Annotated in this window: 23 protein-coding genes; 12 read left to right on the forward strand and 11 right to left on the reverse strand. The window is 52.9% G+C overall.

From position 1 onward, the window contains the following. From acs to msrA, 3 genes are all read left to right on the forward strand, one after another. Positions 1 to 1,971, forward strand: a complete 1,971-nt coding sequence (acs, locus tag ACK4IR_RS07685; protein WP_409873797.1) for an acetate--CoA ligase — start codon at positions 1 to 3, stop codon at positions 1,969 to 1,971. Between the two features lie 37 nt (positions 1,972 to 2,008). Further along, a complete protein-coding gene (locus ACK4IR_RS07690) occupies positions 2,009 to 2,584 on the forward strand; it encodes a DUF4340 domain-containing protein (protein ID WP_409873798.1) in 576 nt (191 codons plus the stop codon). An 80-nt stretch (positions 2,585 to 2,664) separates the two neighbouring features. Continuing rightward, the gene (gene msrA / locus ACK4IR_RS07695; RefSeq protein ID WP_409873799.1) at positions 2,665 to 3,324 is read left to right on the forward strand and encodes a peptide-methionine (S)-S-oxide reductase MsrA; all 660 of its coding nucleotides are present in this window, start codon (positions 2,665 to 2,667) and stop codon (positions 3,322 to 3,324) included. Here the strand turns inward: msrA and ACK4IR_RS07700 are convergent. From ACK4IR_RS07700 to ACK4IR_RS07710, 3 genes are read right to left on the reverse strand one after another with little or no spacing between them, the layout of a single operon-like run. Continuing rightward, a complete protein-coding gene (locus ACK4IR_RS07700) occupies positions 3,321 to 3,869 on the reverse strand; it encodes a pentapeptide repeat-containing protein (RefSeq protein WP_409873800.1) in 549 nt (182 codons plus the stop codon). The genes msrA and ACK4IR_RS07700 overlap by 4 nt on opposite strands. 42 nt (positions 3,870 to 3,911) lie before the next feature. Continuing rightward, positions 3,912 to 4,469 (reverse strand): DUF4126 domain-containing protein, encoded by a 558-nt coding sequence (locus ACK4IR_RS07705; RefSeq protein WP_409873801.1) that lies wholly within the window; start codon positions 4,467 to 4,469, stop codon positions 3,912 to 3,914. Beyond that, a complete protein-coding gene (locus ACK4IR_RS07710) occupies positions 4,463 to 5,017 on the reverse strand; it encodes a shikimate kinase (protein WP_409873802.1) in 555 nt (184 codons plus the stop codon). Before ACK4IR_RS07710 ends, ACK4IR_RS07705 begins: the two co-directional genes overlap by 7 nt. 69 nt (positions 5,018 to 5,086) lie before the next feature. On the opposite strand from ACK4IR_RS07710, the gene ACK4IR_RS07715 reads away from it, so the two are divergent. From ACK4IR_RS07715 to ACK4IR_RS07725, 3 genes are read left to right on the forward strand one after another with little or no spacing between them, the layout of a single operon-like run. Continuing rightward, the gene (locus ACK4IR_RS07715) at positions 5,087 to 5,731 is read left to right on the forward strand and encodes a J domain-containing protein (RefSeq protein ID WP_409873803.1); all 645 of its coding nucleotides are present in this window, start codon (positions 5,087 to 5,089) and stop codon (positions 5,729 to 5,731) included. A 49-nt stretch (positions 5,732 to 5,780) separates the two neighbouring features. Then, positions 5,781 to 6,299, forward strand: coding sequence for an acetolactate synthase small subunit (gene ilvN, locus ACK4IR_RS07720; protein ID WP_149817577.1), 519 nt, complete (start codon positions 5,781 to 5,783; stop codon positions 6,297 to 6,299). Next, positions 6,300 to 7,508, forward strand: coding sequence for an ABC transporter substrate-binding protein (locus ACK4IR_RS07725; protein ID WP_409873804.1), 1,209 nt, complete (start codon positions 6,300 to 6,302; stop codon positions 7,506 to 7,508). It begins immediately after the preceding gene. A 15-nt stretch (positions 7,509 to 7,523) separates the two neighbouring features. On the opposite strand, the gene der is transcribed toward ACK4IR_RS07725, so the two are convergent. Beyond that, entirely contained in the window at positions 7,524 to 8,873 is a 1,350-nt protein-coding gene (der, locus tag ACK4IR_RS07730) for a ribosome biogenesis GTPase Der (protein ID WP_409873805.1), read from the reverse strand. A 41-nt stretch (positions 8,874 to 8,914) separates the two neighbouring features. Continuing rightward, complete coding sequence (petG, locus tag ACK4IR_RS07735) at positions 8,915 to 9,028, reverse strand: cytochrome b6-f complex subunit V (protein WP_409873806.1); 114 nt, start codon at positions 9,026 to 9,028, stop codon at positions 8,915 to 8,917. Between the two features lie 118 nt (positions 9,029 to 9,146). On the opposite strand from petG, the gene ACK4IR_RS07740 reads away from it, so the two are divergent. From ACK4IR_RS07740 to grxD, 3 genes are all read left to right on the forward strand, one after another. Then, entirely contained in the window at positions 9,147 to 12,245 is a 3,099-nt protein-coding gene (locus ACK4IR_RS07740; protein ID WP_409873807.1) for a response regulator, read from the forward strand. A 91-nt stretch (positions 12,246 to 12,336) separates the two neighbouring features. After that, complete coding sequence (locus ACK4IR_RS07745) at positions 12,337 to 12,588, forward strand: BolA family protein (RefSeq protein ID WP_409873808.1); 252 nt, start codon at positions 12,337 to 12,339, stop codon at positions 12,586 to 12,588. 61 nt (positions 12,589 to 12,649) lie between these two features. Next, entirely contained in the window at positions 12,650 to 12,973 is a 324-nt protein-coding gene (gene grxD / locus ACK4IR_RS07750; protein ID WP_024125804.1) for a Grx4 family monothiol glutaredoxin, read from the forward strand. 104 nt (positions 12,974 to 13,077) lie between these two features. Here the strand turns inward: grxD and ACK4IR_RS07755 are convergent, their stop codons facing one another. Further along, entirely contained in the window at positions 13,078 to 13,515 is a 438-nt protein-coding gene (locus ACK4IR_RS07755) for an Hsp20/alpha crystallin family protein (RefSeq protein WP_409873809.1), read from the reverse strand. A gap of 232 nt (positions 13,516 to 13,747) precedes the next feature. Beyond that, a complete protein-coding gene (locus ACK4IR_RS07760) occupies positions 13,748 to 14,422 on the reverse strand; it encodes an MBL fold metallo-hydrolase (protein ID WP_409873810.1) in 675 nt (224 codons plus the stop codon). On the opposite strand from ACK4IR_RS07760, the gene ACK4IR_RS07765 reads away from it, so the two are divergent. Then, the gene (locus ACK4IR_RS07765; protein WP_409873811.1) at positions 14,421 to 15,878 is read left to right on the forward strand and encodes a site-2 protease family protein; all 1,458 of its coding nucleotides are present in this window, start codon (positions 14,421 to 14,423) and stop codon (positions 15,876 to 15,878) included. The two genes, ACK4IR_RS07760 and ACK4IR_RS07765, sit on opposite strands and share 2 nt — an antisense overlap. On the opposite strand, the gene ACK4IR_RS07770 is transcribed toward ACK4IR_RS07765, so the two are convergent. After that, positions 15,852 to 16,256: a hypothetical protein gene (locus ACK4IR_RS07770; protein ID WP_409873812.1), complete on the reverse strand. Its 405-nt coding sequence runs from the start codon at positions 16,254 to 16,256 to the stop codon at positions 15,852 to 15,854. The two genes, ACK4IR_RS07765 and ACK4IR_RS07770, sit on opposite strands and share 27 nt — an antisense overlap. Positions 16,257 to 16,319: 63 nt before the next feature. Between ACK4IR_RS07770 and ACK4IR_RS07775 the strand changes: the two genes are divergently transcribed. Continuing rightward, complete coding sequence (locus ACK4IR_RS07775) at positions 16,320 to 16,487, forward strand: hypothetical protein (RefSeq protein ID WP_409873813.1); 168 nt, start codon at positions 16,320 to 16,322, stop codon at positions 16,485 to 16,487. A gap of 96 nt (positions 16,488 to 16,583) precedes the next feature. On the opposite strand, the gene ACK4IR_RS07780 is transcribed toward ACK4IR_RS07775, so the two are convergent. The 3 genes from ACK4IR_RS07780 to ACK4IR_RS07790 form a co-directional block, all read right to left on the reverse strand. Next, positions 16,584 to 17,102 carry a hypothetical protein gene (locus ACK4IR_RS07780; RefSeq protein ID WP_409873814.1) on the reverse strand — a complete coding sequence of 173 codons (519 nt, stop codon included), beginning with the start codon at positions 17,100 to 17,102 and terminating at the stop codon, positions 16,584 to 16,586. A 125-nt stretch (positions 17,103 to 17,227) separates the two neighbouring features. Beyond that, positions 17,228 to 17,353, reverse strand: a complete 126-nt coding sequence (locus ACK4IR_RS07785) for a hypothetical protein (protein WP_409873819.1) — start codon at positions 17,351 to 17,353, stop codon at positions 17,228 to 17,230. A 52-nt stretch (positions 17,354 to 17,405) separates the two neighbouring features. After that, entirely contained in the window at positions 17,406 to 17,591 is a 186-nt protein-coding gene (locus ACK4IR_RS07790) for a hypothetical protein (protein ID WP_409873815.1), read from the reverse strand. Between the two features lie 74 nt (positions 17,592 to 17,665). Here ACK4IR_RS07790 and ACK4IR_RS07795 point away from each other — a divergent pair, with 74 nt between their 5' ends. Further along, on the forward strand, positions 17,666 to 18,817 hold the full coding sequence (locus ACK4IR_RS07795; RefSeq protein ID WP_409873816.1) for a trypsin-like peptidase domain-containing protein: 1,152 nt from the start codon (positions 17,666 to 17,668) through the stop codon (positions 18,815 to 18,817). Positions 18,818 to 19,750 lie beyond the last annotated feature (933 nt).

Below are 19,750 nucleotides of genomic sequence, written 5' to 3' on the forward strand. Positions count from 1 at the left end.
ATGACTCAGCCCACGATTGAATCCATTCTTCAGGAAAACCGCCTTTTTTATCCCCCCGTCGATTTTGTTGCCAAGGCGCGGATCAATTTCATGGAGGCCTACAATGCCCTTTATGAAAAGGCCAAAGCCGATCCTGCTGCCTTTTGGGGTGAATTGGCACAACAGGAATTGGAATGGTTTCAACCGTGGGATCAGGTGCTGGATTGGCAGCCCCCCCATGCCAAGTGGTTTGTCAACGGCAAGATCAACATCACCCACAACTGCTTGGATCGCCACCTGAAAACTTGGCGCAAGAACAAAGCCGCCTTGATCTGGGAGGGAGAACCCGGCGATAGTCGCACGCTGACCTATGCCCAACTGCACCGCGAAGTCTGCCAGTTTGCCAATGTCCTCAAGCAACTGGGGGTGAAAAAGGGCGATCGCGTCGGGATTTATATGCCCATGATTCCCGAAGCCGCCATTGCCATGTTGGCCTGCGCCCGCATTGGTGCTCCCCACTCTGTGGTCTTTGGCGGCTTTAGTGCCGAAGCCTTGCGCGATCGCCTCATTGATGCCCAAGCCAAACTCGTGGTGACTGCCGACGGTGGCTGGCGCAAAGATGCCATTGTGCCCCTCAAAGATCAGGTGGATAAAGCCTTGGCCCATGGGGCGGTTCCCAGTGTTGAGCATGTCTTGGTGGTGCAGCGCACCCAGCAGCCGGTGACCATGGTGCCCGGTCGCGATCACTGGTGGCACGACTTACAAAAGGGCGTGAGTGCCGACTGTCCTGCTGAGCCGATGGACAGTGAAGATTTACTCTTTATTCTCTATACCTCCGGCTCCACCGGTAAACCCAAGGGCGTTGTCCACACCACCGGCGGCTACAACCTCTATACCCACATCACCACTCAATGGGTCTTTGACTTACAAGAGGGCGATGTCTATTGGTGTACCGCCGATGTAGGCTGGATTACCGGCCACAGCTACATTGTCTATGGGCCACTCTCCAACGGGGCAACTACCCTCATGTACGAAGGGGCACCCCGCCCCTCCAACCCCGGCTGCTTCTGGGAGGTCATCGAGAAGTATGGCGTCACGATTTTCTACACGGCTCCCACGGCAATTCGCGCCTTCATCAAAATGGGGGAACATTTGCCCCGATCGCGAGATCTCTCCTCACTCCGCCTGCTGGGCACCGTAGGGGAACCCATTAACCCCGAAGCCTGGATGTGGTATTACCGCGTCATTGGCGGTGAACGCTGCCCCATTGTGGATACCTGGTGGCAAACGGAAACGGGGGGGCACATGATTACCTCCCTGCCCGGCGCCATTCCCATGAAACCCGGCTCTGCCACCAAGCCCTTGCCGGGGATTCTGGCCGATGTCGTGGATATAGAAGGGAACCCCGTTGGCGTCAACGAGGGGGGTTATCTGGTGATTCGTCACCCTTGGCCGGGGATGATGCGCACGGTCTATGGCGATCCCGATCGCTTCCGCCGCACCTATTGGGAACACATCCCGCCGCGCAACGGCCAATACGTTTACTTTGCCGGCGATGGTGCCCGCAAGGACGAGGATGGCTACTTTTGGGTCATGGGGCGGGTGGACGATGTGATCAATGTCTCCGGTCACCGCCTAGGGACAATGGAAATCGAATCGGCATTGGTCTCCCACCCTGCCGTGGCGGAAGCGGCGGTGGTTGGCAAACCCCATGAAGTGAAGGGAGAAGAAATCGTGGCCTTTGTGATTCTTGATGGGTCGGCTACCCCCAGTGACGCCCTCCAACAGGAATTGAAGCAGCACGTGGTAAATGAAATCGGTGCCTTGGCGCGCCCAGGGGAGATTCGCTTTACCGATGCCCTACCCAAGACGCGATCGGGCAAAATCATGCGGCGGCTCCTGCGTTCCTTGGCGGCAGGCCAAGAGGTGTCTGGAGATACTTCGACGTTGGAGGATCGGTCAGTCTTGGATAAGTTGCGCCAAGGAGCTTGAGGGTCTCCCCTATCAATGAGCTTATAATTGATAGGTAATGGCAAGTGGCATCCGCACAAAAACGCTAGTTCTTTTAACAACGGCAGCCATTTTAGGCGGCGGTCTCCTTTTATTTGAGCAACAACTGCCGAGTCCCAGTAGTAGTGACACACAAATGAAGAAACCCCTCTTTAACTTTCAAGAGGCGGATGTTGCCGCATTGAAAATTATTGCCCCTGATTACAGCCTGAACCTGAAAAAGTTGGCTACAGGCAACTGGGTGCTTGATCGGGAAAAACAAACCCCTGCCGAAGAGGGCACTGTTGTCTTCTTATTAAACTTATTGGCCACAGGTCAGCGCGATCGCTCTTTTGAAGTACCTACAGAAAACGCTGGGGAGTATGGCCTTGCTCCCCCCATGGCCACTGTAGATATCTCCCTCAAAGACGGCCGGCAGCACCGCTTGCTCTTGGGCGACACCACGTTTGACGGTCTCAAGCTCTATGCGGAAATTGACCCTCCACCGGAACCGCGCGAAAAAATGACGGTAACCTTGGTTCCCCTTGACCTTAAAAATGCCCTCCAGCGACCCTTACAGGAATGGGAGCGTCAGCAACCTCCAGCAGCAAACTAGAATGCTGTCAGTGCTAGCACGACTCAGCGAAAGCTCGTCAAAATATAAAAGCGTAGTGAACTATCAAGTGGACATCAGTCATGGGATTCTTCGGATTCAAAAAGCTGACAATGCCTAGCCCCAGTGCTGCTTTACCCGGTCGGCCAGAACCCATGCCGGTGCCGAAGGCGCATCTGGTAAACGGCCGCCCCCTCACCCCTCCCTATCCGGAAGGCATGGAACTCGCCATGTTTGGGATGGGCTGCTTCTGGGGGGCTGAGCGCAAGTTTTGGCAGGTGCCGGGGGTTTATGTGACCGCTGTGGGCTATGCCGGCGGCTATACCCCCAATCCCACCTATGAAGAGGTGTGTACCGGCATGACGGGTCACAACGAGGTGGTGCGGGTGGTCTTTGACCCCCAGCAGGTAACCTATGAGGAATTGCTCAAGGTCTTTTGGGAAAACCATGACCCCACCCAAGGCATGCGCCAAGGCAATGATGTGGGGACGCAGTATCGCTCCGGAATTTATTACTACTCCCCTGAGCAAAAGGCTCTTGCCGAGGCCAGTTGCGATCGCTACCAAGCAGCCCTAAGTGCCGCAGGCTATGGCCGGATCACCACCGAAATTCTGCCGGCACCTGAATTTTACTTTGCCGAACCCTACCACCAGCAATACCTCCACCGCAATGTCAATGGCTACTGCGGCCTTGGGGGCACAAAGGTTCCCTACCAGCTGATGAGCACTTCTCCCAGCGCTTAGTAAAGATTGAGACGATAGGGCATGCGGGGACGGTAAGCATCCCTAAAATTGGTTTGACTCACCCTGGCATGGTTTAACCGTGCCCACTGCATATTGGCCTGCTCAAAAGTGGCACCGCTGAGATTGGCACGGCGAAAATCGGCATAGCGCACATCCGCTCCTGTTAAATTGCTGTTGCTGAAATCGGCATGGCGGGCACGGCTATGGCGCAAAACTGCCAGACTAAGGTTCGCTCCCCCCAGATTTGCCTGCTCGAGGTTGGCCCGCTCTAGATAGGCGGCGGTGAGGTTGGCATTCCTCAGATTTGCCCCTACCAAATTGGCTACCATCAGGTTGGTGTCTTGTAGGTTAGCGCCCTCAAGATTGGCACCGCGCAAATTTGCCCCCGCCAAGTGATAGCCCCGCAGATCCACATTCCGCAGATCACAACCGGGACAGGCATTGGTTTGCACGAGTTGCTGCATGGGGGAGGGCATAGCAAAGACAGTGCTACCGCCGAGGGCTGCACTAATCACTGCTGTTGCGATGAATGCCTGCTGGTTCACATCCAATCCTCCTACTGCGCTAGAGCGACTTTAACATAACTGCTAGGAGCTGCGCCGCCGATGACGGGAGCGCCGATACCGTTGCTGCCAATCCTTGGCACTGCGCACCGCCAACCACAACAGAAGTAAGGCAATCAACCCACCCTGCTTGGGTGCCTTAAGGGCAAATAAAATTAACAGCATACAGAGAATATCCTGCCCGACAATGACCCAACGGGGCAGCTTCCCTAGGCGATAAAACCAACCCACCTGCACCAATTGCAACACAAAGGCAAACAGACCACTGAGGGTACCGATGAGCCACTGGGGTGTATCTGTTGCTGTTGCCACGGTCATGCCCAAAAGTGCACCCACCAAGGGGCTAAAGCACAGTTGCACAAGGATAATCAGGCGGTAGCCCCAGACATTACCTGCCAAGAAAATCTCAAGAAATGACCAAGCGGTTAAAACCCCCACTACCCAATAGGGAGAGAAATGACGCACTAAAGGCACCTGTGACCAGAGTTGTTCTCCCTGCAATAAGCCAATCAACAGGAGGGGGAGTGCCAGTCGTAGGCCGCCAGCCGCTGCTGCTGAAAGAATCGCTAAAACTTCTAGCATGACGGTTCGATAGGTTTCAAGATATTAGGGAGGGTTTCCCACAGGCGATCGCACACCGTTTCCGGGGTATCTTCCGCCGTAATCCTTAGCTCTAAATCTGCCTGAGCATAGAGGTATTGACGGGCTTGCAGCAGTTCGCTCAAGCGTTCCTCAAGGGGTTGCTCCTGCAACAGGGGACGTTCCTGATCTTGGTGCAGCCGTTGACAGAGTACCGCAAGGGGGACGTGGAGCCAAACCACAATTCCATGCCGCAGATAACTCCAGTTCATCGGGTTGAGGACAATGCCGCCACCGGTGGCCACTACTAAATGATGATAACAAGAGACTTGTGCCAAGACCTGTTGTTCCAACTCCCGAAAGGCAGCCTCCCCCTCTTGGGCAAAGATCTCGCGAATGGGTCGTTGACGAAACTCGGTAATCACTGCATCTGTATCCACAAAACCGTAGCCCAAGCGTTGTGCCAGTATGCGGCCTGTGGTGGTTTTACCCGCACCCATCATGCCCACAAGATAGATATTGACTCCCCCAAGGCGTTCTTGCAGTTCCATAGATAACCATTTCTCGACACCGCCAAATCAGCACTTTAACCTAAATATGGAAGCCTTATCACAATTTCCATGTCTCAGCCCAATCCCTATGTGACGCTACAGGTGGCAGTAACGGCGACTCAAGCCGAGATTAAAGCTGCCTATCGACGCTTGGTAAAGCAGTATCACCCCGACTACCACCCCAGCGATCGCTCCAGTCATGAGCGAATGGCCGCGATTAACGCCGCCTATGAAATCTTAGGAGATGAGCAGTGTCGGCAGGCCTATGATGCCCAGCACCGCATTCACCAAACCAATGCTAAGCCCAATATTCAACGTTCTCAAGCTGCCGATCGCGAGCTAGAGCAATGGCTGGCGCTGACCTATAACCCTGTCAGTCGCATTATTGCAGCAGTCTTGCGATCGCTCCCCCACCAAATTGATGCCCTTGCTGCCGATCCCTTTGATGATGACCTGATGGATCACTTTCTTACCTACTTGCAGGACTGTCGCCGTGCCCTCACCCGCGCCCGTTATACATTCCAAGCCCAACCTAACCCCGCTGCTGTGGCCAAGGTAGCAGCCCACCTCTATTACTGTTTGAATCAACTGGTGGATGGTCTCGATGAGCTAGAGCAATTTAGCCACAGCTACGACGATCGCTATTTGCACACCGGGCAAGAACTTTTTCGCATCGCCCATCGTCTCTTCGCAGAGTGTCGACTTGTCCGCTAAACTGGAGAGCATCGGCATTCCAGCATGGCAGCAAAATTTAATCTCCGTTATGAAACATACCCTATCGGTTTTGGTGGAAGATGAGGCGGGTGTACTCACTCGCATTGCCGGTTTATTTGCGCGGCGTGGCTTTAATATCGAAAGCTTGGCGGTAGGCCCGGCGGAGCAAATTGGCATCTCCCGCATTACAATGGTGGTGCCCGGCGATGATGCCATCATTGAGCAACTAACCAAGCAACTCTACAAGCTGATCAATGTCCTCAAGGTGCAGGATATTACCACAATTCCCTGCGTGGAACGGGAACTCATGCTCCTGAAGGTGAATGCCACGGCTAGCACCCGCTCTGAAATCTTGGAACTGGTGCAAATCTTCCGCGCCAAGGTGGTGGATGTCTCCGATGATTCCCTGACTATTGAGGTGTCAGGTGATCCCGGCAAAATGGTGGCCATTGTTCAAATGCTTAATAAATTCGGCATCCGTGAAATTGCCCGCACGGGGAAAATTGCCCTTGTGCGCGAGTCCGGAGTGAATACGGAGTATCTGAAGTCCTTGGAGGCGCGGGTCTAGTTGGCGGGGAAGTGTCGCTGGTTCTTGCTCGCATTGGGGGCGATTGCCCTCAGTAGCTGTACTGTAACCGAATCCCCCTCAGCAAACAACAATTCGTTGCCCCTTGGGGTTGCCCTCGCTCAAACGGGTAATGCAGCTCTCTACGGTCAAGAGTCACTACAGGGGGTGCAAGTCGCCGGGGAGTTTTTCAACCAAGCAGGCCAGATCAAGGGGCAGACCCTACGGCTGGTGATTCAAGATACGGGTAGTGATGAGGCTGGAGCAGTCAATGTCTTTCAAACCTTGATCAATCGCGATCGCGTGATTGGCATTGTTGGACCCACCCTCTCGCAGCAAGCTTTTAGTGCAGATCCCATTGCTGAGCAAGCCGGTGTCCCAGTAGTGGCTCCTTCCAACACAGCCCGTGGTATTCCCGAAATCGGTGCCTTCATTAGCCGTGTCTCCGCAGGGGTGGATGTGGTGGCTCCCACGGCGATTCAAGCCGCCCTTGAGATTAATCCCAACATTCGCCGCGTCGCTGTCTTCTTTGCCCAAGATGATGCCTTTAGTCGCTCAGAAACTGAGATTTTCCAAAAAGCGATTCAAGACAACCCCAAACTTGAACTGGTGATTGTTCAGCAAACCCAAACCACCGATACCAATTTTCAAGCGCAGATTAATGCCACCCTCAATCTCAAACCTGATTTAATCGTCATCTCCGGTTTAGCAGCAGACGGTGGTAATCTCATTCGTCAACTGCGGGAATTGGGCTATCAAGGGCTAATTTTGGGGGGCAATGGTATCAATACCGTCAACCTCTTCCCTGTTTGCCGTCGCCTCTGTAACGGTGTTTTAGTGGCTCAGGCCTATAATCCCGAAAATCCCGATCCCATGAATGTTAAGTTCCGCGACGCCTTTGAAGCTAAATATCGCCAAGCCCCCTCTCAGTTCAGTGCCCAAGCTTTTACGGCAGTTCAAGTCTTTGCAGACTCCCTAGCGCGACTGTCTCAAGAAAAGAACTTGTCGGAATTGTCCCTTGGAGACTTGCGTCAGGCCTTAAATCAAGAGATTCTCAAGGGCGTCTATGAAACCCCCCTTGGGGAAATTCGCTTTACACCTGAGGGTGAAGTGCTGCAACGCTTCTTTTACGTCGGCCAGATTGAGATGAGTAAGGATGGCCAAAGTGGAAAGTTTAGCTTAGTGAAAAAAGTTGAACGCCCACAGGACTAAAACCAAAGACGCAAACTAGGGACTCACCAATTGAGCAGCTTCCCGGGGTTTTTTACTCCGCCAAAGGAGGCGAATGGGAGTACCGCGAAATCCCAGTTGTTGGCGAATTTGACCTTCGATGTAGCGGCGGTAGTTCTCTTTGAAGAGCTTGGCATCATTGACAAAAAAGGCAAAGGTTGGCGGTTGAGTGGCTACTTGGGTAGCGTAGTAGATTTTGCCTTGGCGGCCTTGGCGAGTCGCGGGGGGTGTATGCCAACGCAGGGCTTCTTGAATCACTTCATTCACTACGGCTGTACTGACGCGGCGACGATGTTGTTCAACTGCCGCATCCACTGCTGCAAAAATTTTGTCGAGGCGTTGACCCGTATGGGCACTGACAAAGAGGGCATCTGCCCAGTCAAGAAAATGTAGCCGCTGATACAGGCGATCGCGATACGCATTCATCGTATAGGCATCTTTCTCGGGAACGGCATCCCACTTATTCATGATCAACACACAGGCTCGCCCCTGATCGGCAATGTGCCCCGCCAAGCGTTGATCCTGTTCGGTAATCTCTTCTAGGGCATCTAAGACCAACAGCACCACATCGGAGCGATGAATGGCCTTAAAGGCACGATGGACACTAAACATTTCTGGCCCATAGGCCACATGACCCCGTTTCCGAATGCCGGCGGTATCAATAAAGCGGTACTGGGTGCCTTGGTGTTCAATGACGGTATCAATGGTATCGCGGGTAGTTCCGGAAATCGGACTGACAATGGCGCGATCGCTCCCGATCAAGGCATTGAGCAAACTGGATTTACCCACATTGGGACGCCCGGCAATGGCCACCTGAATCTGCGGCGCCTCAGGGAGCGTTTCCACCGCCGGCAAGTAGGTGATTAATTGATCCAGCAACTCGCCCGTACCGCTGCCGTGGATACTGGAAATCGGGTAAGGTTCCCCCAGCCCCAGTGACCAAAACTCCGCCGCTTGAACTTGACCCATCTGGCGCGACTCGCATTTATTCACCGCCACTAACACAGGCAAAGAAAGCTGTCGTAGCCACGCAGCAATGTCGTAGTCCAATGCCGTCGGACCCGCTTGACCATCCACCACCAGTATGGCAGCCGTGGCTTCCTGAAGGGCAATTTCTGCCTGCTGGCGAATCAGGGGCAAAAAGTCACTGTCATCATCAAACACTAAGCCCCCGGTATCCACCACCAAGAACTCCCGATCTTGCCAAAACACTTGGCGGTAGGTGCGATCGCGGGTAACACCGGGTTCATCGTGGACAATGGCATCCCGTTCACCGGCAAGGCGATTTACGAAGGTTGACTTCCCCACATTGGGGCGACCCACTACCGCAACCACGGGTAAAGTCATAGGCAATGTTGGGAAGCGAGGGAACCTTTGCGGGAGATTCTTTACAGCTCTAGGGAGCTACTGCGGCGATACTGGCGATAAGCAGCAAAGAACAGCCCTGCCAACGTAACCGGAATCAGGCCTAGCACAATACCACACAACAACGGCTCAATCATTGGGCAAACTGGGTATACTAGCAACAGTGATGTCATCCTGATCTAGGATACACCATTTTGTGATTCCTTGTTGAGCTTCCACGGGGCGGCTTGCCCCCCATACAGCATGGCAAAATCTATGTCTCGCCCTCTACTCCCGCAGTTCCTGAAGTACTTTCTGCCTGCCACAGGAGTCATTACCGCCTTTTTTCTTGTCCTCTACGGCATCCAGCGCAGCCATTTCCTTAGTCAAGTAGAATTCGATAAAGTCGCAAAAATTGAGCGCTCTGAGCTGGTTTTGAAAAATGATCTAGAAACCATTACTAACGATATCAAAACTTTTTATGCTGTCTTTGGTTCAAAATTCACCTCGGGGATGACGCCCAGTCGGCTACAGGCCTATAAGCAGGATCTCACGAGGTGGCTCAAAGAGAAGCAAAACTATGATTGCTTATTTCTTCTGGACGCCAACGGTCAACCCCAGCTGAGCCTTGCCCTTGATCAGGAGCAGGAGGCAACAGCCGTTAAAGAAGGGGTTCCTGTTGATCGAAAGCAGCTGCAACGCTACTGGCCGGCTCTGCGGCAACTACAACCGGGAGAGCTGTTTGTCTCACCCTTTGAGTTGTTCAGTGATCCGCAGTCCACTAGGGTTGAGGCTCAGCCTTTCCTGTACCTAATTGTACGGGTGGCCGACGGTGGCTTTTTGATGGTGCGCTACATTGCCAAGCCTCTATTTGAAGAATTTCAGCTGATCTGTCGGAATCCCTACCTTAGCTGTCTATTGGTGGATCGGCAGGGTCACTGGCTAGTTGGCCACTATTGGGGGGAAGAGTGGGTAGCAAACGATCCCCAGCGGCAGTCATTTACCATGCAGCAGCGGTATCCGCGTCTCTGGGCGTATATGCAAGCTGCCCCTGAAGGAAGCTGGATGGATGACCAAGGTCTTTTTGTCTATAGCCAAATTTTTCCTCTAGGGAATGAACAGCGCTCTTTTGATCCTGAAAGTGGCGCACTGATTGAGGACGGCAATGCCTCGCTCTGGATAGTGGCACATTTGCCGACGGCTGCCCTTGAAGCCAAGCTTAGCTCAACAGTTTATTTTCCTCTCTTGAGCGGATTTTTAGGGGTATGGGTGGTAACGGCGGTGAGTGTTTATTTAAGCGTGCGTTACCGACAGCGGCAGCAAGGCTGGCAAGACCAACTGTCAGCCAGTGAAATTCGGTTTAGGCAAGTGAGCGAAATGGCGCCGGTTGGTATTTTTAGGCTGGAGGCCACGGGAAAGCCCACCTTTTTGAACCAAGCGATGCTGCGGTTTTTAGAGGTGGAAAGTGCTTTTGAAGCACAACAACATTGGCTTGAGCGTCTGCATCCGGAGGATCGAGAGCAGATTGCGCTGCGGTGGCAGGCGTGTCAACAGAAGAAACAACCCTTTCAGGAACAGTTTCGCCTCTTACAAAAGGATGGCAGCCATCGCTGGATTAGTGCTCGCGTTGTTCCCTTGACCGATCAGGAGGGAAAGACTTGCTTTTTGGGGACATGGGAGGATATTTCGGCGTTAGTTAAACAGCGGCAACTCTTAGAGGAAGCCCGCAAAGCTGCCGAAGAGGCCAGTCGTGCCAAGAGTGAGTTTCTGGCAACGATGAGCCATGAGATTCGCACCCCTATGAATGCCATCATCGGTCTGACGGGATTGCTCTTGGATACGCCTTTAAGCGAGCAACAGCGGGAATTTGTGAGTACCATTCGCATCAGTGGCGATGCGCTGCTGACGATTATCAACGACATTCTTGATTTCTCTAAAATTGAAGCCGGCAAGCTGGAGTTGGAGGCTTATCCCTTTAATCTCCACAGTTGCGTCGAAGAAGTCTTGGATCTGCTAGGAGAACGGGCGCGAGAACGCGAAGTTGAGCTAATCAGTTATATTGACCCTAGCGTGCCCCGACAGGTCATTGGTGATATGGGGCGGCTGCGGCAGGTACTGATAAATTTGGTCAGCAACGCGATTAAGTTTACACCTAAGGGTGAAGTAATCTTGCACGTTAAAGCAAAACGGACAACCAAAATCGATTACTCTGACTTTTTGCCTACCTACTACGACGTGTTTTTTGCCGTCCAAGATACCGGTATTGGTATTCCGAGCGATCGCGTTTCTCGTCTGTTTCAGCCCTTTAGTCAGGCAGATGCCTCAGTTACCCGCCGCTATGGGGGTACGGGTTTAGGGCTGGCGATTTGTCAGCGACTTGTGGAGCGTATGCAGGGGCAAATCTGGCTGGAAACAAAAACCAAGGAAGGTTCCCTTGCCCGTGGGGGCAATCCTCCCGAGGACTATGAAGCGCTGCCTATTCGCGACAGTGGCTCAGTTTTTTACTTTCGGATTCGCCTTCTTCTCAATCCCAATCGCATTAGCGAGTCTTCTGTTCCCTCCTTGCAGGGGCGTTCTCTGCTAATTGTGGACGACAATCCTATCAATCGCCAAATCCTCCAACTGCAAACCCAAAACTGGCAGATGCGACCCCTGTTGGCAGCCAGTGGGCCAGAGGCGCTGGCGCTGTTAAGCCGTGAACCTTTACCGGATGCGGCCATCCTTGACCTACAAATGCCGCAGATGGACGGGGTGACACTCGCAGAGCACCTGCATCGGCAGTATCCCCGGCTGCCCCTTATCCTTCTTACCTCCGTGGGCAACGACCTCACGCCCCAACAGCGGCAACTTTTCCATAGTCTGGTGAGTAAGCCGGTCAAACCGTCCACCCTCTTTGATGTCCTCAGCGATGTCTTTGACCGTCGGCGACAAATCGTCAAGCCCCAACCTTCTGCTCCTTCGCTGGAACGTCTCAAGGAAGGGTTGCCGCCCCTACGGATTCTCGTTGCCGAGGACAATAAGGTGAATCAAATGGTGGCCCTGCGACTGCTGGAAAAGTTGGGGTACCGCGGGGACGTGGCTGCCAATGGGCTAGAGGTGTTGGAGGCAGTGCGGCGACAGCCCTACGATGTGATTCTGATGGATATGCAAATGCCGGAGATGGATGGGGTGACGGCCACGCGAGAGGTGATTGACCTGTTTCAACGGCTGAACCAACCCCGTCCGCGCATTATTGCCATGACCGCCAATGCCATGGAGAGCGATCGCCAGCGTTGCCTTGAGGCCGGCATGGATGATTACGTCAGTAAGCCGGTTCGCATCGAGGAGTTGGTGCGCGCCTTGCAACGGTGCTTCCCCCTCACTCACGGTGTATAGGCTAGCAAAACCTTGCTGGCAGGCATTTAGAGATACACTAGGAAAATAGACTTTCTGGTTCTTGATTCGAGTCAGGACTAAATAATTATCTATGGTTACCCCTGAGCAACTAACTCATCTTATTCAATCCAGCCTGCCCGACGCCTTTGTGCAGGTGCAAGATTTAACCGGTGGCGGCGATCACTATGAGGCAGTGGTGGTGTCTGCCGCCTTTGAGGGGAAGCGACTAGTGCAGCAGCACCAATTGGTCTATAGCAGCCTGAAGGAGTTGATGGCTACCAACGAACTGCACGCCCTTGCTCTCAAGACCTATACCCCTCAGCAATGGGCACAACGCCAGTGATTTAGAATGCAATCTATTGCTGTTCTTTTGTAACTTGTGAACTCAAGAGGTAGCACGAACCATGACACCAGAACTCCACGCTAAAATTGACAACCTCGTTAAAAGCAACAAAATTATTGTCTTCATGAAGGGCAGCAAGCTCATGCCCCAATGTGGCTTTTCTAACAATGCGGTGCAAATTTTGAATGCCCTCGGCGTCCCCTATGAAACGGTGGATGTCCTTGAGGATTTTGAGATTCGCCAAGGGATTAAGGAGTATTCCAACTGGCCAACGATTCCCCAGGTGTTTATCAATGGCGAGTTCATCGGGGGTTCGGATATTCTCATTGAGCTATATCAAAGTGGCGAATTGCAACAACTGGTTGAGGTAGCCTTAGCCTCCTAGGCGGCTTTTGCCGTTCACCCACCCTCAAAAATAAATCCCCCTCGGCGGGGGATCTTGATCTTTATTGTTGGCAACGTTAGCCCTCTGGCCTTGCCGGTGGCAAGTTAGCTAACGTTTACTCTGACGACGCGGTTTTTCTCCTCTTCCGCTTTCGGTAGGGTCAGGTGCAGGATGCCATTTTTGTATTCGGCTTTAACATCGGTATTTTGAATCCGCACCGGCAGCGGAATGACCCGTTGGAATTTCCCGTAGCGGAATTCGGTACGTTTCATCCCATCGCGTTCGCTGTGGCTTTCAGACTTGCGCTCGCCACTGACAGACACCGCTTCTGCCGTCACCTGAATATCCAAGTCCTTCGGATCCATGCCCGGCAGTTCAATTTTGAGCAGCAAGGCATCTGGGGTTTCTTCCAGTTCAGCCGCCGGCAGGAAGCTGAGATCGTTGCGGCGTTCGGTCAAGGGAATCAATTCATCAAATAGACGGTTCATTTGGCGTTGTAGCGCGTCGATTTCGCGGAACGGTTCCCAACGAACGAGTGCCATACGCTTATCCTCCTGTGTTCTTTAAGGTTTCAGATTGCCCACGGGGTGGTTTACAGAGAGAATAGCGCCAACAACTAACTTTGTTTTTATTTTGCTTGGTATTGCTTGGGCTTATTCCCTCTGCCTACCTTCACTATAGAGGATGCAAGTCTTGATAAAAGTGGGGTTTAACGATCTCTCCAAGTTCCTTTTCCCGAACTTGTATTATCCTAATAGGGAAATTAAGCAAACATTAAAACTTGTTAAACAAAAGGTTATTAACAGGGAGTTCTTGCAGGACAGCTTGGGCATTGGCGATCGCCGGTGTCCCCCGCAGAAAACCGATATTTGCCCCCGGACAAAGATAGCTCAAGGACTTCTGCCGACAGAAGGCTTTTACTGCCTCAACGCTGCGCAGTTGTCGAGGCCAGTGGAAGGTGGTAGCCGTTTTAATCGGTGCCAGTTGTCCTGTCGGCGTAGGCAGCAGATGGCGGCCGGTAAAGAGAACGCCCCCTTGACCCTGCCAATACACGCAGGCGCTGCCGGGGGAGTGACCGGGGGTCCAGAGGACTTCTAGGGTGTCACCGACGTAAAGATGACGATCAAAGGGGGTGACGGTCACTTGGGGCAGAAGATAGGCCTCCTGCGCCTGAATGATTACTTCACAGTTAAAGGTGCGCTGCATCTCGCGTACGCGGGCGATCGCCCCCCGATGGGTGAGGATGAGGCGCTTGACGCCGCCCTTTTCCATAAGCCACGCTTGGTTGCTCTCCGTCCAAGGGGGAGAATCAATAAGTGTATTGCCATCATTTTCTACAATGAGATAAGCCGTGCCTCCCAGCGTCTCGCGGTTTGGTGGAAACCCATAAACCATGGGCAATACAAGGCGGGGCGGTTTCGGTTGTTGAGCCACAGGTATCGAAATCATGATATGGATTTCCCTTATTGTATTGGGTTTGATCTTGGTCTTTATTGTCCGCCAGAGTGCTGCCCGTGTCAGTCAAACCCCTTGGTGGCTCCTGTGGCTGGTGCTGATGTTGCCAGCGTTTTTTATTGGGGGTTGGATGCTGCTTCTAGGGAATACCCCTGTGCCCTCGGGATGGTTGATCCTCGTGTTTGTCACTAGTTCCGTGCTCTACCTTGTGCTTTTGCGCCGAGGTCAGCCCCCCTTACCCGCTGCACCGCTGACACCCCCTCCTTCCCCAACGACGGAAAATGGCAAGCTTCTCAATCAGGAGGAAGAGACGCAACTGCAAAGCTGCTTCCCCTGGGGGATGTATTACCTGCAACAAATTGAGTATCGTCCGCAGGCGGTGATCTGCCGCGGGCAAATGCGCGGTGAGGCCAACCAAGTCTATGAAACGGTGGAGCGCAATATCGCCCAACGCTTTGGCGATCGCTTTCTGGTCATGTTTCAAATGGGTTTGAGTAATAAGCCCTTTTTCGCTTTGATTCCCCGCGATCGCCTGCCCCAGCCCCAACAGCTTTTTCGTCCCGGACTTAGCCTTGGCCTCTTCGCCTTGACGTTTTTCACCACAACGGTCACCGGATTGGCCTTGGCGGCGCCTGATCTGACGGCAGCAGAACTCCGACTCAATCCCGGCTTGCTCTGGCAGGGGTTGCCCTACAGCGTCAGTCTGCTGTTGATTTTGGGCATCCATGAACTGGGACACTTTGCCACTGCATGGTATTACCGCGTTAAAGCAACACTCCCCTACTTTATTCCCTTGCCCTTTGCCATGGGTACACTGGGAGCCTTTATCCAGATGCGATCGCCCGTTCCCCATCGCCGTGCCCTTTTTGACATTGGTATAGCAGGTCCGATGGCCGGCTTGCTTGTCACCCTGCCGATTCTAGTTTGGGGGTTACAGCAGTCTGAGGTGGTGCAATTGCCCGCCAATGCTTCGGAGCAAACTCTCAATCCGCAGGTGTTTAGTCCGCGCATTTCCATTCTCTTTGCCCTCATTGCCAAAGCCATTTTTGGTGCTGCCCTCAAGAGTGACAGTGCGCTCCACCTCCATCCCATGGCAGTGGCCGGGGTGCTGGGTTTGGTGGTGACGGCCTTGAACTTGATGCCCGTGGGTCAATTGGATGGGGGTCACATTGTCCATGCCATGTACGGCCATCGGGCGGGGGCAATCATTGGCCAAGTCAGCCGTTTACTGGTCTTGATTCTCGCGTTTATTCAACCGTGGCTTTTTGTCTGGGTCTTGATCCTGTTTTTCCTGCCGGCCTTTGATGAACCTGCCTTGAATGATGTCAGCGAGCTGGATAACGGGCGCGATGCCCTTGGCTTGATGGCTCTAGTGTTGTTGCTGCTGATTATTTTCCCCGTGCCGGCACCCCTTGCGGCGTTCCTACTGCCGACACACCCAATGCCATAGGGGGTGGCGCTCTCCCTGCTGCCGAATGCGCAGGACTTGTTTTTCTAGGCGTTGCTGCCACTTGGGCGATCTGCCCCAGAAAATGTTGCGGGTCTGCCAGTAGAGAACACTCAGGGTCATGCCAATACACAGTGCCAAGCCGATCGCCGGCAGCCGATTGAAGAAAATCCCATAGCGCAGCGCCGCCCACGTAAAGTGCTCCCGCATCAGGCCGATTTCATAACGGAAGCCCCAGAGACTCAAAGTGCCCACGGTGAGCCAAAGAAAGAGCACCACACTCCAGCGCATAACCACGGTAAAGTGATGCAGACGATCCACCTGCTGTCGAAATTCTGATTCAAGGTCTTGGGGCATTCGCGATCGCTTGTTAGCAGACATTTCTATTCTCTATCGTATCTTTTTGCAGCTTTTTCATCATCCAATGTTAGCTTGAGAGAGTCATTGGTCAGTCTGTACACCTTCCGACAGTGGGAAAAGGGCGGACTCATCAAAGCCATCCGCATGCTCTCTGGTGCAGAACAACGCTACGGGCTGCCCAAGTACAAAACTGCAATCCAAAAAGATCAGGATTTATCTGTACTTGCTGCGGTCATATTCACAACGGCTTAGATAGACACAAGGTATTTCGATGCCCCAAATGCTCAGCACTGTGCAGCGTAAATAGATCAGATTAATCGTCAGTTTGCTCATCTAGAGCAGCGGTCACTATAACCAAGCTGCCAAGAGGGTAACCACGCCCAAGACCGTGAGGGCAATCCAAATGAAAGCGTTCGGCAAAGGGGTGGCGAGGGACGGTGGTTCTTGGGGGTTTTGGGTGGGAGCGGCTTGCTTTTTCGGGGCAGAGCGATAGGGGGATGTGTAGGCGCGATTACCGGCGGCACACTGAAGGCGATCGCCCACATGGGAGAGATCAGGTATTTCAGTGTACCATTCTGGGCGGCGTTTCAGTTGGGGAGCCTCCAAAATTGCCAGTAAGCGACGACTTTCCTGCCGTGTGTGATGATCGGGGTGCCGTTGGAGTTGACGGCAGAGGCTCAGGGCTGCCCCTTGATCGCCGGCAGCACTATAGGCCGTGACTAACCAAAGGCTAATCTCCCCGGATCGCAGCGCATTTCCCTCCGCCAGCGCCACCGCCTGTCCTAAAAGGGCAATGGATTGTTGGTAGTTTCCGCGCTCGAAGGCCTGTTGCCCCTGTTGAAAGAGGGCAGCTACTTTATCTGTCATAAACTTAAGAACTTATAAAGAGGACGTACCCTTGGGCAAGGAGCAACACTCAAAGGGCACCCGTGGCAGCCCCGGTTCCGCCCGCCATCATTGTTGTCATACCGTGTTGTCATACCGTTGTGATGCTAGAGGCAATGGCAGTGGCAATCTACTGTGGACAAAATAATTGGGTCGGTATCCGTCAGCCGCAGACCGCCCACCGTCGGGCCATCGGTTTCTGCATAGGTCTGGGGATCAATGCGGTAGCTCATGGGGGTCTAAACAGGTCAGGTGGAAGAGCAGTTTGGCATTCTCAGTCTAAATTTATCCCAATTCTTCGACAACAACGAGTCCCTTTTTCATCAGTGCTTGTAGGTCAGGATTGTGAGTTTGGCAGTTGCGCCAGCGCCGTTCATCAACATTTTCATTGCGACCGGGCTGAAGGGTCACAGGCCCAAAGAAACTATCAAAGGTGATGGGCTGTTCGAGGTAGCTAATCACAGTCAGCATGGCAGCAGACGTTCGACAGACTCACTACTTTCAGGATAAGGCTAGAGTGGATCTGATGCCGAGTTGGGTTCAGTATGGTTCGTACACAGTTGAGTTTCGTTGGGATGGCGATCGCCCTAGGAGTACTGACGAGCTGTTCGCTACGTCTGCCAAATCTCACCCCCCCCACCCCCAATACTGCAGCATCTCTGCCTCCCCCTGCCCCCCCGGATCGACCCAACGCGGGCGAAAATTTCATTGCCAAGGTGGTTGCTGAGGCAGGGCCAGCGGTGGTAAGCATTGATACCCTGCGGATGCGTCACAGTAAAGAGGATAGTTTTCTCAATCCTTTTCCGATACCAGATGTGCCGGTGCGTCAAGGTCAAGGCTCTGGGTTTATATTTACCCCCGATGGCAAGATTATGACCAATGCTCATGTCGTGGAAGGTGCTGGTGCCGTGCGAGTCACACTCCCCGATGGTCGCCAATTCAACGGCAAAGTGGTGGGTGCTGATTCCCTGACGGATGTGGCGGTGGTGCAAATCGAGGCTGAAAATTTACCCACGGTCCAACTGGGCAATTCCGATGCCTTGGTTCCCGGTGAGTGGGCGATCGCTATTGGTAACCCCTTGGGGCTAAGTAACACCGTGACGGCAGGGATTATTAGTGCCACAGGGCGTGCCAGTAATGAAATTGGCGCTGCCGATAAGCGGGTGAGCTTCATTCAAACGGATGCAGCCATTAATCCGGGGAATTCCGGAGGACCCCTTCTGAATGCCGTCGGTCAAGTGGTGGGGGTCAATACCGCTGTGATCTCCCAAGCGCAGGGTCTGGGGTTTGCCATTCCCATCAATACGGCCTATCGCATTGCGGAGCAAATCATTACCACCGGTCGCGCCCAGCACCTCTATTTGGGAATTCGCATGGTGCAATTGACGCCCGAACTGGCGGCTCGAATCCGTGAAGCTCGTCCCGACTGGACACTCAACCAAACCCAAGGCACGCTGATCATCGGCATTGCCCCCAATTCCCCGGCGGCCAAAGCGGGTCTGCAAGCGGGAGATTGGATTGCCAAAATTAACGATGTCAATCAACCCAGCCCCCAACAGGTACAGAGCGTTGTTGAGCAAACAAGACTCGGCGAGAAAATGACCCTAGAGATTCAACGGGGCGATCGCCGCCAAACAGTTAGCCTGCAACCGGAGCTAATGCCACCGGAATTGTATTCCTCCCCGCAACCAGAGTAGGCTAGTACCGAGACTCCGGCAACACCGTTTCCCTCATAAACCAGCGTTCGTAATGTTATTTTGGACTTTTGGACAGAATTCGTTCTGAGGAATTGTCTTCTGCTTTTTTGTCGAAAATTAGTGCAAGAGGGGCACCCTGAATTGGTTCAGAGAATCATAGAAATGCAGAAGTGTTGAATTCTGCAACAAAACTTAACATTTTAAGAGACAAGGAACTCTGGCTGCCAATCAAAGCTCCAATGCACGATGGAACACCGCCGACTGAGTTCCAGTTGCAAATATCGCAACTTATCTAACAGTTTCCTCCCAAAGGATTCAGGAATATCTACTAGCTCTAAAATTAAATACGCAATCAACACCATGTATATCTGCTTGACTATCCCATTCACACTCTTTGTAATCAACTGGTCTAATGATAAGTGCATCTTCAGGAATTTCTATAGATTCTCAATCGCCCACCACTGCCGATACACTTCAGCTACTTCTTCATTTGTTAAACTCCAGAGATTCGTCGCTAGTCGAAACTCTCTCTTGCTGGCAATATCATAAAAACGAACCAGTCGGTATCTGTCGTGACTCAGCTCTGTTCTCATATTGTTTCTGATGCTCACAACAAACGCTTTGTTCGCTTCACATAACTGGTCTAGAAACTTCTAGCTCGCAAACCCTCTATCCATATTTTTACCTGATGGTATCCCTATTGCCAAAGCAGCTGACTTGTTAACGTTATCACTGTAGAATCTACAGGAAAAATCCTCATCACTGTACTGCGATGCTTCTGTTTCACTTTTGAGATTAAGGCCTTGTAAATCTTGGCAAAGTACTCTGTATTTGTGTTTTATTCGCTTTGGAAAAGGCGGAGATATCCACCTCTATCCCTGACTGATTGAGCCGATAAAACAAGGCTCTCATGCTGTTCAAGCTTTCTTCGAG

The organism is Thermosynechococcus sp., from assembly GCF_046299635.1.
Taxonomy (GTDB): domain Bacteria; phylum Cyanobacteriota; class Cyanobacteriia; order Thermosynechococcales; family Thermosynechococcaceae; genus Thermosynechococcus.

Bases quoted from the DNA above. Each gene is read 5' to 3' on its own strand.
- acs (WP_409873797.1), top strand. From the start codon at position 1: ATGACTCAGCCCACGATTGAATCCATTCTTCAGGAAAACCGCCTTTTT.
- ACK4IR_RS07690 (WP_409873798.1), top strand. From the start codon at position 2,009: ATGGCAAGTGGCATCCGCACAAAAACGCTAGTTCTTTTAACAACGGCA.
- msrA (WP_409873799.1), top strand. From the start codon at position 2,665: ATGGGATTCTTCGGATTCAAAAAGCTGACAATGCCTAGCCCCAGTGCT.
- ACK4IR_RS07705 (WP_409873801.1), bottom strand. From the start codon at position 4,469: ATGCTAGAAGTTTTAGCGATTCTTTCAGCAGCAGCGGCTGGCGGCCTA.
- ACK4IR_RS07710 (WP_409873802.1), bottom strand. From the start codon at position 5,017: ATGGAACTGCAAGAACGCCTTGGGGGAGTCAATATCTATCTTGTGGGC.
- ACK4IR_RS07715 (WP_409873803.1), top strand. From the start codon at position 5,087: ATGTCTCAGCCCAATCCCTATGTGACGCTACAGGTGGCAGTAACGGCG.
- ilvN (WP_149817577.1), top strand. From the start codon at position 5,781: ATGAAACATACCCTATCGGTTTTGGTGGAAGATGAGGCGGGTGTACTC.
- der (WP_409873805.1), bottom strand. From the start codon at position 8,873: ATGACTTTACCCGTGGTTGCGGTAGTGGGTCGCCCCAATGTGGGGAAG.
- petG (WP_409873806.1), bottom strand. From the start codon at position 9,028: ATGATTGAGCCGTTGTTGTGTGGTATTGTGCTAGGCCTGATTCCGGTT.
- ACK4IR_RS07740 (WP_409873807.1), top strand. From the start codon at position 9,147: ATGTCTCGCCCTCTACTCCCGCAGTTCCTGAAGTACTTTCTGCCTGCC.
- ACK4IR_RS07745 (WP_409873808.1), top strand. From the start codon at position 12,337: ATGGTTACCCCTGAGCAACTAACTCATCTTATTCAATCCAGCCTGCCC.
- grxD (WP_024125804.1), top strand. From the start codon at position 12,650: ATGACACCAGAACTCCACGCTAAAATTGACAACCTCGTTAAAAGCAAC.
- ACK4IR_RS07755 (WP_409873809.1), bottom strand. From the start codon at position 13,515: ATGGCACTCGTTCGTTGGGAACCGTTCCGCGAAATCGACGCGCTACAA.
- ACK4IR_RS07765 (WP_409873811.1), top strand. From the start codon at position 14,421: ATGATATGGATTTCCCTTATTGTATTGGGTTTGATCTTGGTCTTTATT.
- ACK4IR_RS07760 (WP_409873810.1), bottom strand. From the start codon at position 14,422: ATGATTTCGATACCTGTGGCTCAACAACCGAAACCGCCCCGCCTTGTA.
- ACK4IR_RS07770 (WP_409873812.1), bottom strand. From the start codon at position 16,256: ATGTCTGCTAACAAGCGATCGCGAATGCCCCAAGACCTTGAATCAGAA.
- ACK4IR_RS07780 (WP_409873814.1), bottom strand. From the start codon at position 17,102: ATGACAGATAAAGTAGCTGCCCTCTTTCAACAGGGGCAACAGGCCTTC.
- ACK4IR_RS07785 (WP_409873819.1), bottom strand. From the start codon at position 17,353: ATGAGCTACCGCATTGATCCCCAGACCTATGCAGAAACCGATGGCCCG.
- ACK4IR_RS07790 (WP_409873815.1), bottom strand. From the start codon at position 17,591: ATGCTGACTGTGATTAGCTACCTCGAACAGCCCATCACCTTTGATAGT.
- ACK4IR_RS07795 (WP_409873816.1), top strand. From the start codon at position 17,666: ATGGTTCGTACACAGTTGAGTTTCGTTGGGATGGCGATCGCCCTAGGA.